Below are 14745 nucleotides of genomic sequence, written 5' to 3' on the forward strand. Positions count from 1 at the left end.
CGGTGCTCGGGGGCGGTCCCGTCCCACGCGGCCACGTCGGCGTTCGACCCGGCCGACGGTGTCCCCGAAACGACGCCGTCGTCAGCCTTCCAGTCGGTTCACCGCTTCCGCCACGGGGGTCACGCCGTCCTCCGCCCGGATGTGTGCGCCCAGCGTCCGCGCCCGCTCCCGATGTCCCGCGTCCTTCGTCGCCCGGACCAGTGCCTCCCCCAGCGCCTCGGCGGTCAGCTGCCGCAAAGGCAGGGCGCGCGGGGCCACGCCCAGGGCGACCAGCCGTGCGGCCCAGAAGCCCTCGTCGAACTGGATCGGCACCGGCACCGCCGGAACTCCCGCGCGCAGGCCCGCGGCCGTCGTGCCCGCGCCCGCGTGGTGCACGACCGCCGCCATGTGGGGGAACAGCGCGGAGTGGGGTACCTCGTCGATGGTCAGCAGGTCGTCCCCCGTCGCCGTCAGACCCGCCCAGCCGCGCTGGATCACACCGCGCAGCCCGGCCCGGCGCAGCGCCCGTACGATCTCGGCGCTGAGGCGCGCGGGTTCGGGTACGGTCGCGCTGCCCAGGCCCACGAAGACCGGGGGAGGGCCGGCCTCTACGAATGCCCGCAGGTCGTGGGGGAGCGGGGCGTCGCCGTCGTACGGCCACCAGTAGCCCGCCACGTCGAGTCCGGACCGCCAGTCGCGGGGCCGGGCGACCACCCGGGGACTGAAGCCGTGCAGGACCGGCCAGCCCTGCCGCTCGCGGATGCGCAGTGCCGCCGCCGTACCCAGCGGGGGCAGACCGAGGCGGGCCCGGACCGGCGGGAGGGCCGCGCCGAAGACCTGCTCCACCGCCAGGTTCAGGCCCAGCCCGGCGACCCGGTTGCCGAACGGCCCCCAGGAGCCGACGCCCAGCATGGGTGGTGCGAACTCCCGGGTGGCCGCGAGGGGTTGGAGGTTGAGCCCGAGGCTGGGCAGTCTCAGGCCCTCGGCGACGGCATGGCCCAGCGGGGCCACCGATCCGGACAGGAGCAGTGCGTCACTCGCCCGGGCGGCTGTCACCAGCTCGTCCGCCATCCGCCCGGCCAGGGACCGGGCCATCGCGACCACCCGCACCATCTTGCCCACTCCGGTCGTGCTGCGGTGCAGCGCTTGCCCGCGCGAGGACTCCAGCTCCGCCCGGGGATCGACCGGCAGCGCGTGGAAGCCGATGCCGGCCCGCGTCGCCAGCGGCTCGAAGCGCTCGTGGGTGACCAGGGTGACCTCGTGGCCGGCCCGTGCCAGACCGTGCCCCAACCCCGTGAACGGGGCCACGTCGCCCCGGGAACCCGCTGTCATGATCGCTACTCGCACGCCGGACAGTATGGCGCCGCGGGCGGCTGTCCCGCACGAAGGGCCTGTGCTCTCAGGCCAGTTCACCCTTGTCGCAGCCGTTGACTTCACCCTCACGTGGCTCTAGCTTCAGCGCGCACGATGTTCGAATCACCGGCCCGCGTTCGAAATATCGACCATATGTCGGTGTCCCCCCGCCGAAGGAGCCGCATGTACCCCCCGCCGCGAACGACCCGCAGAGGTCTCGCAGGACGCTTCCGAGCCGCGACCGTCCGCGCTCTCGTCCTCGCCCTGACCGCCTGCGCCGCACTGCTCCTCGCCCCGCCGGCCCCGGCGCAGGCCGCCACCTCCCGGCAGATACCGGTGCCCTCGGCACCGATGGGCTGGGCCTCGTGGAACAGCTTCGCCGCGAAGATCGACTACAGCGTCATCAAGGCGCAGGTCGACGCGTTCGTCGCGTCCGGCCTCCCGGCGGCGGGATACAAGTACATCAACATCGACGAGGGCTGGTGGCAGGGCACGCGCGACAGCGCCGGGAACATCACCGTCGACGAGTCCGAGTGGCCCGGCGGCATGAAGGCCATCGCCGACTACATCCACGGCAAGGGCCTCAAGGCCGGCATCTACACGGACGCGGGCAAGGACGGCTGCGGCTACTACTACCCGACGGGCCGCCCCGCCGCCCCCGGCTCCGGCAGCGAGGGCCACTACGACCAGGACATGCTCCAGTTCTCCCAATGGGGCTTCGACTTCGTGAAGGTCGACTGGTGCGGCGGTGACGCGGAGGGACTCGACGCGAAGACGACGTACCAGTCGATCAGCGACGCGATCACCAGGGCCACCGCCACCACGGGTCGGCCGATGACCCTGTCGCTGTGCAACTGGGGCCGCCAGAACCCGTGGAACTGGGCCCCGGGGCAGGGCGCGATGTGGCGGACCAACGACGACATCATCTTCTACGGCAACAAGCCGTCGATGACGAACCTGCTGACCAACTACGACCGCAACCTCCACCCCACCGCCCAGCACACCGGCTACTACAACGACCCGGACATGCTGATGGTCGGCATGGACGGCTTCACCGCCGCCCAGAACCGCACCCACATGAACCTGTGGGCCGTGTCCGGCGCCCCGCTCCTGGCCGGCAACAACCTGGCCACCATGACCACCGAGACCGCGAACATCCTCAAGAACCCCGAGGTCGTCGCCGTCGACCAGGACCCGCGCGGTCTCCAGGGCGTCAAGGTCGCCGAGGACACCACCGGACTCCAGGTCTACGGCAAGGTCCTGTCCGGCACCGGCAACCGTGCCGTCGTCCTCCTCAACCGCACCTCCGCCGCCCAGAACATCACCGTCCGCTGGTCCGACCTGGGCCTCACCGGCGCGAACGCCTCCGTCCGTGACCTGTGGGCGCGCGCCGACGTCGGCTCGTACGGCACGGGTTACACCAGCAGCGTTCCGGCCGGCGGCTCGGTGATGCTCACGGTCACCGGCGGCACCGAGGCCGCGAGCAGCACCTACACCGGCACGTCGAGCTTCTCCGGAGTGGTCGCCGGGAACACCGGGATCAAGACCGTCGACATCGCCTACACCAACAACACCTCGGCACCCCGCACCGCGACCCTCAAGGTCAACGGCCAGGGCGCGACCACGGTCTCCTTCCCGCCCACCGGCTCCTCCCAGGGCACCGTCTCGGTCCAGGCCGGCCTGTCCAAGGGCGCCACCAACACGCTCACCTTCACGGGCGCCCCGACACTCGCCGACATCACGGTCCACCCGCTGCCCGGCACCGACAGCACCCTCGCCGTGGGCACCCAGTCGGGCCGCTGCCTCGACCTCTACGACAACACCATCGGCAACGGCACCCAGGCCGAGCTGTGGGACTGCAACGGCGGCCAGAACCAGCAGTGGACGTACACCTCCCGCAAGGAACTCGTGGTCTACGGCAACAAGTGCCTGGACGCCTACAACCTCGGCACGACCAACGGCACCAAGGTCGTGATCTGGGACTGCAACGGCCAGAACAACCAGAAGTGGAACGTCAACAGCGACGGCACGATCACCAACGTCAACGCCGGTCTCTGCCTGGACGCCTACAACGCGGGGACCGCCAACGGCACCCAGACGGTGCTGTGGTCGTGCAACGGCCAGGCCAACCAGAAGTGGACGCTGAGCTGACCTAGCCCTGCCGGGCGGCCGCCTCCGCTGCACGAACGGTCTGTTCCAGCAGCGTGGCGATGGTCATCGGACCGACCCCGCCCGGCACCGGCGTGATCAGCGAGGCCCGCTCCACCGCGGAGTCGAAGTCGACGTCACCGACGTTCCCCTCGTTGTAGCCGGCGTCGACCACGACCGCGCCGGGCTTGATGTCCTGGCCCCGGATCAGCCGGGGCCGGCCCACCGCCGCGACCACGATGTCCGCCTCCCGTACGGCCGCCGACAGGTCCGCCGTACGGGAGTGGCAGTAGGTCACCGTGGCGTCCCGGGCGAGCAGCAGCATCCCGGCCGGCTTGCCGAGGATCGCGCTGCGGCCCACGACCACGGCCCGCTTTCCGGCCGGGTCGACGCCCTACTCGTCGAGCAGCCGCATGATCCCGCCGGGCGTGCACGACACGAAGCCCGGCAGCCCGAAACTCATCGTCGCGAAGGAGGCGAAGGTGACCCCGTCGACGTCCTTCTCCGGCGCGATCGCCTCGAACGCGGCCCGCTCATCGATGTGCGGGCCCATCGGGTGCTGGAGCAGGATGCCGTGCACGGTGGGGTCGGCGGAGAGGACGCGCAGGGTGCCGACCAGTTCCTCGGTGGTGGTGGCAGCGGGCAACTCCACGTGCCGCGACTCGATACCGGCCTTGCGGCACCGGTTGCGCTTCATCCGGACGTAGGTGACGGAGGCGGGGTCCTCGCCGACCAGGACCGTCGCGAGACAGGGCGCCTGTCCAGTGCGCCCGGTGAGGTCGGCCGCCCGCTTCGCGGTGTCCTCGACGATGCGCCGGGCGAGCGCGGTGCCGTCAATGAGCCGTGCCTGAGACATGATCCACTCCTGAGCCGATCGAAGGAATCGCCCAGGCGCACGGCATCGAGTGTGCGGACCGCTCCACGGTGGTGCTCCACCTCAGCGCCAGTCACGGTCCGGCGCTCACATTAACCTCTCCTGTGGCGGAGCCGTCCGGGCGGCCCCGGGAGCCGGGGCGATCTCCCGGGCCAGGACCGCAGCCGCAGTTGCCGGCTTCGCGCGGCTGCTGCGGAAACGGATCGTGCCGCCGAGTCCGCCCCGGACGGACCGAGAAGGCCCAGGTCACAGTCGTGACACGACGGGCCCCCTCGGTTCGGGTTTCCTACTCGTCCCACGCCTCGACCATGATCTGCTCGGAGATCTTGCCGTCGCGCAGGGTGACCATCGACTCCGACAGGACGCGCATTCCGTCCGAGTACTGGCAGGACTCGCTGTAGGCCGCGCGATCGCCCTGGACCACGCACCCTTCCAGCTTGTGGGTCATGTCGCGGCTGTAGACGTCGCTCAGCATCTCGCCGATCTCGTCACGGCCGTGCAGGACCTTGGGGTGGCTGGGTGTGGCGTTCCGGTTGACGAGGCGTATCTCCGCGTCGTCCGCGTACAGAGACAGAAGCGTCTCGGGGGTGTGCCCTTCGATGCCCCGGCGCAGGGTGTCGGTGTCGAAGCCCGAGCTTGCCGCGGTGCCCATGGTGACCTCCTTCGAGGGCCCGGCCCGACGAAGAGCGGACCGCGCAGGCCCTGTTTCTTCGAGACTCCTCCGCCCCGGCGACCACGGCAAGCGCAGAGCGGGCGCTCCGCCTGACGGGTGAGGGGCGGCAGGCGGCCGTGACCGCGAGGGGCCCGACCGCGTTGCTGAGAGCATGATCTCAACTCGACGTATCGTCGCCGCCGTCGGTCTCGCCGTCGGCGTCACCGGCATCGCCGCCCCCCTCGCGAACGCGGCCGACGCGGCCGCCCCGAACGCCGGGCGGCTCACCCCGATCGCGGTGATCGACTCGCTCGCGATGAGTGACATCCCCGCGGAGCACAAGGACGAGATCCCGCCGGTCTCCCGGCAGCTGGCCGGCCTCAACCGGGTCAACGACCTGAACCAGCTGGGCCAGGTCACCGGCCTCGTCGCCCCCGTCACCGGGCTGGTGCCGGCCGTCCACTGACCCTCCCGGACAAGAACCGAGGGCCGCCCGGATCACCGGGCGGCCCTCGACGCATGTCGTCTCACGCGTCCAGGAAGTGGAGCCCGGGCCGGGGTGCATCAGGGAGTCGTGGTGCGAGATGTTCCACGCGTAGGCGCCGGCCAGCGAGAACAGCACCCGCTCACCCGCGGCGGCCGGCCGGGGCCAGGGATGCGGCCAGTCGTCCACGGCCAGTACCGGGCGCTGACGGCGTACTGCGGCTGATACATGAGCGAGGTGCTGGACGTGAAGCGCAGTCACGGCGACGCCCAGGCGGTGCGTGTCGGACAGCCGGGCCAGTCCCTCGCCGTACGCCGTCCAGTCGAAGCGGCGCTCCGGGTCGGCGTAGTCGACGCCCATGCCGCCGCGCCCTCGCGCGGGCGACGGAGAGCGGCCGGGGTGCTGACGGGCGAGGCCCGGCAGTGCGCTCACCCCGCGGTGGCCAGGAATTGCGTAGCCGCGAGCTCCGCGTACAAGGGGTCCCCGGCGACCAGCTCCCGATGCGTCCCCACCGCCCGCACTCGTCCCGCGTCCATGACCACGATCCGGTCGGCCATCGTCACCGTGGACAGCCGGTGCGCGACGACCAGCACCGTGGTCGTCCGCGCGACATCCGCCACCGTGTCCCGCAGGGCCGCCTCGTTCACCGCGTCCAGCTGGGACGTCGCCTCGTCAAGGAGCAACAGCCGGGGCCGGCGCAGCAACGCCCGGGCGATCGCCACCCGCTGGCGCTCCCCGCCCGACAGCTTGGTCCCACGGTGCCCGACCAGCGTCTCCAACCCGCTGGGCAGTTCGGCCACCAGACCGTCGAGCCGCGTCGTCTTCAGGACGCGCGTCACCGCGTCCTCGTCCGCCTCCGGATTGCCGAGCAGCAGATTCTCCCGCAGCGACCCCGACAGGACGGGAGCGTCCTGCTCCACATACCCGATCGCGGACCGGAGTTGCGGCAGATCCCACTCCGCGAGGTCCCGCCCGTCCACCGTCACGACCCCGGCCCCGGGATCGTAGAACCGCTCGATCAACGAGAACACCGTCGTCTTCCCGGCCCCCGACGGCCCGACGAACGCCGTCATCCCCCGCGCCGGGACATCGAAGGTCACCCCGTGATGGACATACGGCAGATCGTCGGCATACCGAAACCGGACGTCCGTGAAGGCGACGGACGCCGGTGCGGCCCCGTCGGCGGGCAACGGCGCGGGCAGCGCGGCCGGTTCGGCGGGCAGTCGCAGCGCCTCCTGGATACGGGCGAGCGCCCCGGACCCGGTCTGGTACTGCGTGATCGCACCGACCACCTGCTGGATCGGCGACATGAGATAGAAGACGTACAGCAGGAACGCGACCAGCGTGCCGACCTCGATGGCCCCGGTGGCGACCCGCGCGCCGCCCACCGCGAGCACCGTGATGAACGCGATCTGCATCGCGAGCCCCGCCGTGTTGCCCGCGGCCGCCGACCACTTGGCGGCCCGCACGCTCTGCCGCCACGACTCCTCGGCCGCCGCGTGCAGCGAACGCTCCTCGCGGTGCTCGGCACCGGACGCCTTGACCGTGCGCAGCGCCCCGAGGATGCGTTCCAGCGCGGCACCCATCACACCGACGGCGTCCTGGGCCTGCCGGCTCGCCCGGTTGATGCGCGGCACGATCACCCCGAGGACCGTGCCCGCGACCAGGATCACCGCCAGCGTGACGCCCAGCAGCACCGGATCGACCAGGCCCATCATCACCACGGTCGCCACCAGCGTGAGCCCGCCGGTTCCGAGGCCCACGAGCGAGTCGGTGGTGACCTCGCGCAGCAGGGTGGTGTCCGAGGTGATCCGGGCCATCAGGTCGCCGGGTTCGGTGCGGTCCACGGCCGTGATGCGCAGGCGCAGCAGATACGACGACAGCGCGCGCCGCGCTCCGAGCACCACCGACTCCGCGGTGCGCCGCAGCACGTACGAACCCAGCGCGCCCACCGCCGCGTTGGCGACGACCAGCCCCGACATCACGAACAACGCGCCGGTGATCGTGCGGTCGTGGGACAGATCGTCGATCAACTCCCGTGCCACCAGCGGCAGCAGCAGACCCGTGGCCCCCGTCAGGAGCGAGAGCACGGCACCCAGGAGGAGAGTCCACCGATGCGGCCGTACGTATCCGAGGAGCAGCCGCCAGGTCGGCGGCCCGGTCTCCGTCTCGGTGCTGCTCACGGTGCTCCTCGGGTCCCGGCGGTGTGCGAAGCCTTCAGGCTACGTCGGCGCTCTCCCGCGGGGCTCGCCGGTTCCGGCGCCGCCGGGGTCAGCGGTGGGCGAGCGCGGCCAGGGTCGTGTCGAGGTCGGTGGCCCGTGACCGGTTGAGCGGCAGCCTGCCCAACAGGGCGGCCATGCCGCAGGTGTTGGTCAGCGCGGAGAAGACCAGTCCGCCCGCGATCGCCGCGGAGAGCAACTGCCAGGCGGGGTGCAGGAGTCCGAGCCCGAGCCCGGCCAGGACCACGGTGCCCGCGGTGAGGCGGACCTGGCGTTCCATGGCCCAGACGGCACGGGCGCCCGCGGCCGGCCGGTCGAGCCGCTGCCCGGCCGCCGCCCAGCCCTGGGTGCCGCCGGTCAGGGTGAGGGCCCGTACGCCGTGCTCGGCGAGGACCCCGCACGCGTTCAGTGAACGCACGCCGGAGGCGCAGACGACGAGAAGCCCGCGGCGGAGCTCCCGCAGTGCGGGCACGGCCCGACCGAGCTGGTCCAGGGGGATGTTGAGCGCGCCGGGCAGATGTCCGGAGGCGTACTCGCCCGGGGTCCGGACGTCGACGACCGTCAGTTCGTCCAGGCGGGCGGCTGCCTGCGAAGCGTCGAGAGCGGTGGGAGTCATGGGGGTCATATGGGTCATGGCGTACGTGAACCTTCCTGAGAGGCTGATGACAGCTGGAAGTGACCCGAGGAGGTAAAATACCCCCACGGGTATACAGAGGAGTGATGGTGGAGCTTCAGTTCGAGGGCGATGAGCTCAAGTCCGTGCTGAACCGGCTGCGCCGGGCGCAGGGGCAGATCTCCGGAGTGATCAAGATGATCGAGGAGGGCCGGGACTGCGAGGACGTGGTCACGCAGCTCGCCGCAGCCTCCCGCGCCCTCGACCGGGCCGGTTTCGCGATCATCGCGACCGGGCTTCAGCAGTGTCTGACCGATCCCGAGGGGAACCGGGTCGACGGCGAGACGACAGCGCAGATGAAGGCCCGGCTGGAGAAGCTGTTCCTGTCCCTGGCGTGACCGTCACAGGACGGCGTCCGCCAGCATGAACGCGGCCACGGCCGGCAGCGACACGGCGAACGTCCCCTGGAGTGCGCCGGCCGACACCTTGGCCGCCAGGCGCCTGCCGTCCCACGCGCCGAGCACCGCAGTCCCCGCGAAGGGGGTGACGGCACCCCAGTCGACGTCCACGGTCGTGCCCGCCCGGGCCGCCAGTGCGGCCAGGGAGCTGACGGTGATGACCAGGAGGCTGGTGCCGACGGCGGCCCTCATGCGCAGGCCGAGGACATTCACCAGGGCCGGTACGGCGAGAAATCCGCCGCCCACGCCAAGGACCCCGGTCACCGCGCCGAGCACCCCGGTCACCGTGCCGAGCACCCGGGTCCGGGCTACGCGACCCGCGCCAAGGCCGGCACCAGACAGGCGGCCCCCGTGATCCGGGTCAGCTCCAGGCCGCCGGTCACGTAGTCGTTGTGGACGTGCGTCTCGACGACATGGGTGATCCGCACCCCGCGCCGGGCCGCGGCCGCGATCACCCGGTCCACGTCCCGCGGCGGATCCACCACCGCGGCGCTGCGGGCACCGCCCGCCAGGTAGCCGCGGTTGCCCAGCCCCGGCACCTCGATGGCGTCGACGAAGTACACGAGAGCACTCCTCGCCTCGCGAAAACCCGGGGTGAGGTACCCCCGGGGGTATTTTTCCGTCCTGGAACCGGTGCCGTTACTGATCAGTCACGCGTAGGGTCGAAGGGACGTACACCGGGCGACGGAAGGGGTCAGGGCCATGGCGCAGGAGGTACGCGGGGTGATCGCACCCGGCAAGGACGAGCCGGTGCGGGTGGAGACGATCGTCGTGCCCGATCCGGGACCGGGGGAGGCCGTCGTACAGGTGCAGGCCTGCGGGGTCTGCCACACCGACCTGCACTACAAGCAGGGCGGGATCAACGACGACTTCCCCTTCCTGCTCGGTCACGAGGCCGCCGGTGTCGTCGAGTCGGTCGGCGAGGGGGTGACCGATGTCGCGCCCGGCGACTTCGTGATCCTCAACTGGCGTGCCGTGTGCGGCAATTGCCGCGCCTGTCGGCGCGGTCGGCCCTGGTACTGCTTCAACACGCACAACGCGAGCCAGAAGATGACCCTCACCGACGGGACCGAGCTCTCGCCCGCCCTGGGCATCGGTGCCTTCGCCGAGAAGACGCTGGTCGCCGCCGGACAGTGCACCAAGGTCGACGCCTCGGTCTCGGCCGCGGTGGCGGGCCTCCTGGGCTGCGGTGTGATGGCCGGCATCGGCGCCGCGATCAACACGGGGAACGTCGGCCGGGGCGACACCGTCGCCGTCATCGGCTGCGGTGGCGTCGGTGACGCGGCGATCGCGGGATCGAACCTCGCGGGCGCGGCGAAGATCATCGCTGTGGACATCGACGACCGGAAGCTGGAGAAGGCCCGCACGATGGGCGCGACCCACACCGTGAACTCGAAGGACGCCGACCCGGTCGAGGCGATCCGCGAACTGACCGGCGGCTTCGGCGCCGACGTCGTCATCGAGGCGGTCGGCCGCCCCGAGACGTACAAGCAGGCCTTCTACGCCCGCGACCTCGCCGGCACGGTCGTCCTGGTCGGTGTGCCGACCCCGGAGATGAAGCTGGATCTGCCGCTCCTCGACGTCTTCGGGCGCGGTGGCTCGCTCAAGTCGTCCTGGTACGGCGACTGTCTGCCCTCCCGCGACTTCCCCATGCTGATCGACCTGCATCTGCAAGGCCGCCTGGACCTGGAGGCGTTCGTGACCGAGACCATCCAACTCGACGAGGTGGAGAAGGCGTTCGAGCGCATGCACCACGGCGACGTCCTGCGCTCGGTGGTGGTGTTCTGATGGCCGCCCGCATCGAACGCCTCGTGACCTCAGGGCAGTTCAGCCTCGACGGCGGCACCTGGGACGTCGACAACAACGTCTGGATCGTCGGTGACGACCACGAGGTCATCGTCATCGACGCCGCCCACGACGCCGACGCCATTATGGAGGCCGTGGGCGACCGCAGGCTGAGCGCGATCGTCTGCACCCACGCCCACAACGACCACATCGACGCCGCGCCCGCCCTCGCCGACCGCACCGGCGCCACGATCTGGCTCCACCCCGACGACCTGCCGCTGTGGAAGCAGACCCACCCCGACCGCGACCCCGACGCCCATCTGCGCGACGGCCAGGTCATCGAGGCCGCGGGCATCGACCTCCAGGTGCTGCACACCCCCGGCCACGCGCCGGGCGCGGTCTGCCTCTACGACCCGGGCCTCGGCACCGTCTTCACCGGCGACACCCTCTTCCAGGGCGGTCCGGGCGCCACCGGCCGCTCGTACTCCCACTTCCCGACGATCATCGACTCGATCCGCGAGCGGCTGCTGGCCCTGCCGCCCGAGACGAAGGTCCTCACCGGCCACGGCGACCCGACGACGATCGGCGCCGAGGCCCCGCACCTGCAGGAATGGATCGACCGTGGCCACTGACGACCTCGTGCACCTGAACGGCCTGAACGTCCTGCACTGCGCCCCCGACGGCCCGCCGCTGGACGGCGAGCGGGCGGCCCTCGACCTGATCGGCGACGCGATGGGCCGCGACGCCCAGGTGGTCGCCGTACCCGTGGCACGGGTCGCCGAGGAGTTCTTCCGGCTGCGGTCGGGGGTCGCGGGCGCGGTGATGCAGAAGTTCGTGACCTACCGGGTCCGGCTGGCGGTCGTCGGTGACGTCACCCGCCACCTCGACGACAGCACGGCCCTCAGGGACTTCGTCCACGAGACCAACCAGGGCGGCCACATCTGGTTCCTGCCCGATCTGGACACCCTGGACGAGAAACTGCGCGCGGCCGGGTGACTCTCCGGTAAATCACGACAGAGGTTGTCCGACTTTCCGGCGATGCTCGACTCCACATCGCACACAACGGGAGGTCGGACATGTCACAACCGCTGGCAGACAGGGTCGCGCTGGTCGCCGGGGCCACACGCGGAGCCGGACGCGGGATCGCCGTGGAACTGGGGGCGGCGGGCGCCACCGTCTACGTCACCGGGCGCAGCACCCGAGCCCGCCGCTCCGACTACGACCGCCCCGAGACCGTCGAGGACACCGCCGACCTCGTCACCGCGGCCGGCGGCCACGGCATCGCCGTACCCACCGACCACCTGGACCCCGCGCAGGTCCGCGCGCTCGTCGACCGCGTCGCCGACGAACAGGGCCGCCTCGACGTGCTCGTCAACGACATCTGGGGCGGCGAACACCTCTTCGAGTGGGACAGCCCCGTATGGGAGCACGACCTCGACAACGGCCTGCGGCTGCTCAGGCTCGCGATCGACACCCACGCCATCACCAGCCACCACGCCCTGCCCCTGCTGCTGCGCCGCCCAGGCGGCCTGGTCGTCGAGATGACCGACGGAACCGACACCTACAACCGCCAGAACTACCGCAACTCCTTCTTCTACGACCTCGCCAAGACCTCCGTCATCCGCATGGCCTTCGCGCTCGGCCACGAGCTCGGCCCGCGCGGTGCCACCGCCGTCGCGCTCACCCCGGGCTGGCTGCGCTCGGAGATGATGCTCGACGCCTTCGGCGTGCGGGAGGACAACTGGCGCGACGCCCTCGACCGCGTCCCCCACTTCGCCATCTCCGAGACCCCGCACTACGTGGGCCGCGCGGTCGCCGCGCTGGCCGCCGACCCTGACGTGGCCCGCTGGAACGGCCAGTCCCTCGACAGCGGCTCGCTCGCCCGGACGTACGGCTTCACGGACCTCGACGGCAGCCGCCCCGACGCCTGGCGCTACCTGGTCGAGGTCCAGGACGCGGACAAGCCGGCGGATGTGACCGGTTACCGCTGAGACGGCGGGCCGCTCGACGTCAGCGCCCAGCGCGCCGAGTGGCCCGGCGGCAGCGCGAGATCCTCCCGTACGGCCCGGTAGTACCCCTCGCGTCCGGCGCGCTGCCGGTCCATCAGTGCCTGCCACGCGGCCGGGTCACGGGTCTCCGCCCGCAGGAAGGCCTCCATCTCCATCACGGTGACGACCCACGTCCGGGCCCGCTCCACCACCGTGGGGCTGCCGAGCAGGATCAGCGCCTCCCCGGCCGGGTCCCGTGCGATCGTCGCCTCGGCCAGCTGCGGCTCGGCCTCCTGGGGCGTCAAGGGGTGCGGGTGCGGATCGTTGCCGAAGTGGGCGGCGACCCGGTAGGTCAGCGTGACGGACCTCTTCAACGCCCGTGCGTATTCGGCGTACACCGCGAACTTGCGGTCCTCCCAGCGGGCCGCCTGCTCCCGCTGGAACCGCACCCGGTCGCCCCGCACCACCGCCGCGTAGGAGCCGAGTGCGCCGATGACGACGCCGATGAGCGCGGGGAGCTGTTGTATGAACGCGGACATGGGCGCACGGTATCTGCCCCGTTGATCACCGAGCAGCTATCTTCGGCCCATGACCCACACCGAGCGCTTCGAGGGATACACGGCACTGGTCACGGGCGCCGCCCGCGGGATCGGCGCGGCGGCGGCCCGCAGGCTCGCCGAGGAGGGGGCGCGGGTCGTGCTGACCGACCGCGACGGGCAGACGGTCGAGGACACGGCCACGCGCCTGCGTGAACAGGGCCTCACCGCACGGGCGTTGGAGTGCGATGTGGCGGACCGTACGGCCGTCGAGGCAGCGGTCGCCCACACCGTCGACGCGTTCGGCTCGCTGGACGTCCTGGTCAACTGCGCCGCCCGGTGCACCCCGGAGACCCCGCTCTTCGAGGACGACCTTGACGAGGAGTGGGCGCGTGACCTGGACATCACCCTGGGCGGACCGTATCGCTGCGCGCGGGCCGCGCTGCCGCACCTGGTCGCCTCCGGTCGCGGGGCGATCGTCAACATCGGCTCGGTCAACGGCCTCCAGGACTTCGGCAACCACGCCTACAGCGCCGCCAAGGCGGGTCTCGGTTCCCTGACCCGCACCCTCGCCGGGCACGCGGCCGCCCGCGGGGTACGCGTCAACCTGGTCGTCCCTGGCACGGTCCGCACCTCGGCCTGGGAAGGGCGGGAGAGCGAGCTCACCGAGATGCGGCGCCTGTATCCTCTCGGCCGGGTCGGCGAGCCCGAGGACATCGCCGCCGCGGTCGCCTTCCTCGCCTCCCGCGACGCGGCGTGGATCACCGGCACCGCGCTGGTCGTCGACGGAGGCCTCACCGCGGTCAACACCGGCTTCCACGCGACGGTCCATCCGGACCGCGGGGCTCCGTCATGAGATTTGTCACCGTTCCGTTCCAGCGTCCCCCGCGGTACAACGAAGTGGCTCGAAGACCTGTCTAGAGGTTAGAGATCGCAGGACCTATGAAGGGGACAGGCCATGGGGGACATACGCAGACGGGGTGCCGTCGCGCTCGGGATCACCGGACTCGTCGCACCGCTGACCATCGCGCTGGGCGCCGCGCCCGCGCAGGCGGCCGGCTGCACCACGCAGGCGGGGCCGTACCAGAAGCAGGTCGAGAAGTTCCTCGGCCGCCCGGTCGACGGCAGGCAGTCCGCCGCCGACTGCACGGCGATCAGGGCCTTCCAGACCAAGCACGGCATCACACCGAACATCGGGTACGCGGGCTCCGTCACCTGGGGCGTGATGGACCTCATGAACAAGCAGAAGGCCGTCGGCAGCAACCCCAACAGGGACGGCAAGTGCCCGACCAACAAGGGCCGCATCGCCTGCGTGAACCTCACCCTCCAGCTGAGCTGGATCCAGGACGGCAGCCGGCTCGTCTACGGCCCCGTCCCGGTCCGCACGGGCCGCAACGGCTACGAGACCCGCACCGGTCTGAAGAAGATCTACTGGCGTGACATCGATCACGTCTCGAACATCTACAACGTGCCGATGCCCTACAGCCAGTTCTTCGACGGCGGCCAGGCCTTCCACTCGGTGAATCTCAGCATGTGGAACCCGCCCGGCTCGCACGGCTGCACCAACATGACGCCCAAGGACGCCAAGAAGTACTGGTCCCTCCTCAAGACGGGCGACGACGTCTTCGTGTACGGCCGCAAGCCGGGCACCTGAGA

General features: G+C 71.3%; 14 protein-coding genes, 3 pseudogenes and 1 riboswitch. Of the genes and pseudogenes, 9 read left to right on the top strand and 8 right to left on the bottom strand.

The window, feature by feature from the left end; all coding sequences use genetic code 11:
- Nucleotides 1–81: 81 nt before the first annotated feature.
- Nucleotides 82–1311: a glycosyltransferase gene (locus RKD20_RS42445; RefSeq protein WP_424882387.1), complete on the bottom strand. Its 1230-nt coding sequence runs from the start codon at nt 1309–1311 to the stop codon at nt 82–84.
- Nucleotides 1312–1515: 204 nt separating this feature from the next.
- Between RKD20_RS42445 and RKD20_RS42450 the strand changes: the two genes are divergently transcribed.
- Nucleotides 1516–3483 carry a ricin-type beta-trefoil lectin domain protein gene (locus tag RKD20_RS42450; protein WP_424882388.1) on the top strand — a complete coding sequence of 656 codons (1968 nt, stop codon included), beginning with the start codon at nt 1516–1518 and terminating at the stop codon, nt 3481–3483.
- 1 nt (nt 3484) lies between these two features.
- Here the strand turns inward: RKD20_RS42450 and RKD20_RS42455 are convergent.
- Nucleotides 3485–4336, bottom strand: a pseudogene (locus RKD20_RS42455) (bifunctional 5,10-methylenetetrahydrofolate dehydrogenase/5,10-methenyltetrahydrofolate cyclohydrolase).
- A gap of 22 nt (nt 4337–4358) precedes the next feature.
- Nucleotides 4359–4441, bottom strand: a riboswitch (ZMP/ZTP riboswitch).
- A 199-nt stretch (nt 4442–4640) separates the two neighbouring features.
- The gene (locus RKD20_RS42460) at nt 4641–5006 is read right to left on the bottom strand and encodes a nuclear transport factor 2 family protein (protein WP_020117193.1); all 366 of its coding nucleotides are present in this window, start codon (nt 5004–5006) and stop codon (nt 4641–4643) included.
- A gap of 172 nt (nt 5007–5178) precedes the next feature.
- Here RKD20_RS42460 and RKD20_RS42465 point away from each other — a divergent pair, with 172 nt between their 5' ends.
- Entirely contained in the window at nt 5179–5472 is a 294-nt protein-coding gene (locus RKD20_RS42465) for a hypothetical protein (protein ID WP_424882389.1), read from the top strand.
- Nucleotides 5473–5918: 446 nt separating this feature from the next.
- Here RKD20_RS42465 and RKD20_RS42470 read toward each other — a convergent pair whose 3' ends face one another.
- A complete protein-coding gene (locus RKD20_RS42470; protein WP_424882390.1) occupies nt 5919–7673 on the bottom strand; it encodes an ABC transporter ATP-binding protein in 1755 nt (584 codons plus the stop codon).
- Between the two features lie 88 nt (nt 7674–7761).
- The gene (locus tag RKD20_RS42475; RefSeq protein WP_424883448.1) at nt 7762–8334 is read right to left on the bottom strand and encodes a rhodanese-like domain-containing protein; all 573 of its coding nucleotides are present in this window, start codon (nt 8332–8334) and stop codon (nt 7762–7764) included.
- A 98-nt stretch (nt 8335–8432) separates the two neighbouring features.
- Between RKD20_RS42475 and RKD20_RS42480 the strand changes: the two genes are divergently transcribed.
- On the top strand, nt 8433–8720 hold the full coding sequence (locus RKD20_RS42480; RefSeq protein WP_326672755.1) for a metal-sensitive transcriptional regulator: 288 nt from the start codon (nt 8433–8435) through the stop codon (nt 8718–8720).
- Nucleotides 8721–8723: 3 nt separating this feature from the next.
- On the opposite strand, the pseudogene RKD20_RS42485 reads toward RKD20_RS42480, so the two are convergent.
- A pseudogene (locus RKD20_RS42485) lies at nt 8724–9053 on the bottom strand (TSUP family transporter); the annotation flags it as partial.
- A 38-nt stretch (nt 9054–9091) separates the two neighbouring features.
- Nucleotides 9092–9343, bottom strand: a pseudogene (locus RKD20_RS42490) (MBL fold metallo-hydrolase); the annotation flags it as partial.
- A 139-nt stretch (nt 9344–9482) separates the two neighbouring features.
- Between RKD20_RS42490 and RKD20_RS42495 the strand changes: the two are divergent.
- From RKD20_RS42495 to RKD20_RS42510, 4 genes are all read left to right on the top strand, one after another.
- Nucleotides 9483–10568 carry an S-(hydroxymethyl)mycothiol dehydrogenase gene (locus tag RKD20_RS42495; protein ID WP_424882391.1) on the top strand — a complete coding sequence of 362 codons (1086 nt, stop codon included), beginning with the start codon at nt 9483–9485 and terminating at the stop codon, nt 10566–10568.
- Entirely contained in the window at nt 10568–11197 is a 630-nt protein-coding gene (locus RKD20_RS42500) for an MBL fold metallo-hydrolase (protein WP_424882392.1), read from the top strand. The genes RKD20_RS42495 and RKD20_RS42500 overlap by 1 nt, the downstream gene beginning before the upstream one ends.
- On the top strand, nt 11187–11561 hold the full coding sequence (locus RKD20_RS42505) for a DUF4180 domain-containing protein (protein ID WP_424882393.1): 375 nt from the start codon (nt 11187–11189) through the stop codon (nt 11559–11561). Before RKD20_RS42500 ends, RKD20_RS42505 begins: the two co-directional genes overlap by 11 nt.
- A gap of 80 nt (nt 11562–11641) precedes the next feature.
- A complete protein-coding gene (locus RKD20_RS42510; RefSeq protein ID WP_424882394.1) occupies nt 11642–12556 on the top strand; it encodes an SDR family oxidoreductase in 915 nt (304 codons plus the stop codon).
- Here the strand turns inward: RKD20_RS42510 and RKD20_RS42515 are convergent.
- On the bottom strand, nt 12547–13092 hold the full coding sequence (locus RKD20_RS42515) for a hypothetical protein (RefSeq protein ID WP_424882395.1): 546 nt from the start codon (nt 13090–13092) through the stop codon (nt 12547–12549). The two genes, RKD20_RS42510 and RKD20_RS42515, sit on opposite strands and share 10 nt — an antisense overlap.
- A gap of 49 nt (nt 13093–13141) precedes the next feature.
- On the opposite strand from RKD20_RS42515, the gene RKD20_RS42520 reads away from it, so the two are divergent.
- Nucleotides 13142–13945, top strand: a complete 804-nt coding sequence (locus RKD20_RS42520) for an SDR family NAD(P)-dependent oxidoreductase (protein ID WP_424882396.1) — start codon at nt 13142–13144, stop codon at nt 13943–13945.
- A gap of 102 nt (nt 13946–14047) precedes the next feature.
- Nucleotides 14048–14743 carry a L,D-transpeptidase family protein gene (locus RKD20_RS42525; RefSeq protein ID WP_424882397.1) on the top strand — a complete coding sequence of 232 codons (696 nt, stop codon included), beginning with the start codon at nt 14048–14050 and terminating at the stop codon, nt 14741–14743.
- The last annotated feature ends 2 nt before the right edge of the window (nt 14744–14745 follow it).

It is taken from the genome of Streptomyces sp. SLBN-8D4, from assembly GCF_049739545.1.
Classification (GTDB): Bacteria; Actinomycetota; Actinomycetes; order Streptomycetales; family Streptomycetaceae; genus Streptomyces; species Streptomyces canus_C.

Coding starts and splice junctions, on each gene's coding strand:
- RKD20_RS42520 (WP_424882396.1), top strand. CDS start 13,142: ATGACCCACACCGAGCGCTTCGAGGGATACACGGCACTGGTCACGGGC.
- RKD20_RS42500 (WP_424882392.1), top strand. CDS start 10,568: ATGGCCGCCCGCATCGAACGCCTCGTGACCTCAGGGCAGTTCAGCCTC.
- RKD20_RS42465 (WP_424882389.1), top strand. CDS start 5,179: ATGATCTCAACTCGACGTATCGTCGCCGCCGTCGGTCTCGCCGTCGGC.
- RKD20_RS42475 (WP_424883448.1), bottom strand. CDS start 8,334: ATGACCCCCATGACTCCCACCGCTCTCGACGCTTCGCAGGCAGCCGCC.
- RKD20_RS42495 (WP_424882391.1), top strand. CDS start 9,483: ATGGCGCAGGAGGTACGCGGGGTGATCGCACCCGGCAAGGACGAGCCG.
- RKD20_RS42515 (WP_424882395.1), bottom strand. CDS start 13,092: ATGTCCGCGTTCATACAACAGCTCCCCGCGCTCATCGGCGTCGTCATC.
- RKD20_RS42450 (WP_424882388.1), top strand. CDS start 1,516: ATGTACCCCCCGCCGCGAACGACCCGCAGAGGTCTCGCAGGACGCTTC.
- RKD20_RS42525 (WP_424882397.1), top strand. CDS start 14,048: ATGGGGGACATACGCAGACGGGGTGCCGTCGCGCTCGGGATCACCGGA.
- RKD20_RS42445 (WP_424882387.1), bottom strand. CDS start 1,311: ATGACAGCGGGTTCCCGGGGCGACGTGGCCCCGTTCACGGGGTTGGGG.
- RKD20_RS42510 (WP_424882394.1), top strand. CDS start 11,642: ATGTCACAACCGCTGGCAGACAGGGTCGCGCTGGTCGCCGGGGCCACA.
- RKD20_RS42460 (WP_020117193.1), bottom strand. CDS start 5,006: ATGGGCACCGCGGCAAGCTCGGGCTTCGACACCGACACCCTGCGCCGG.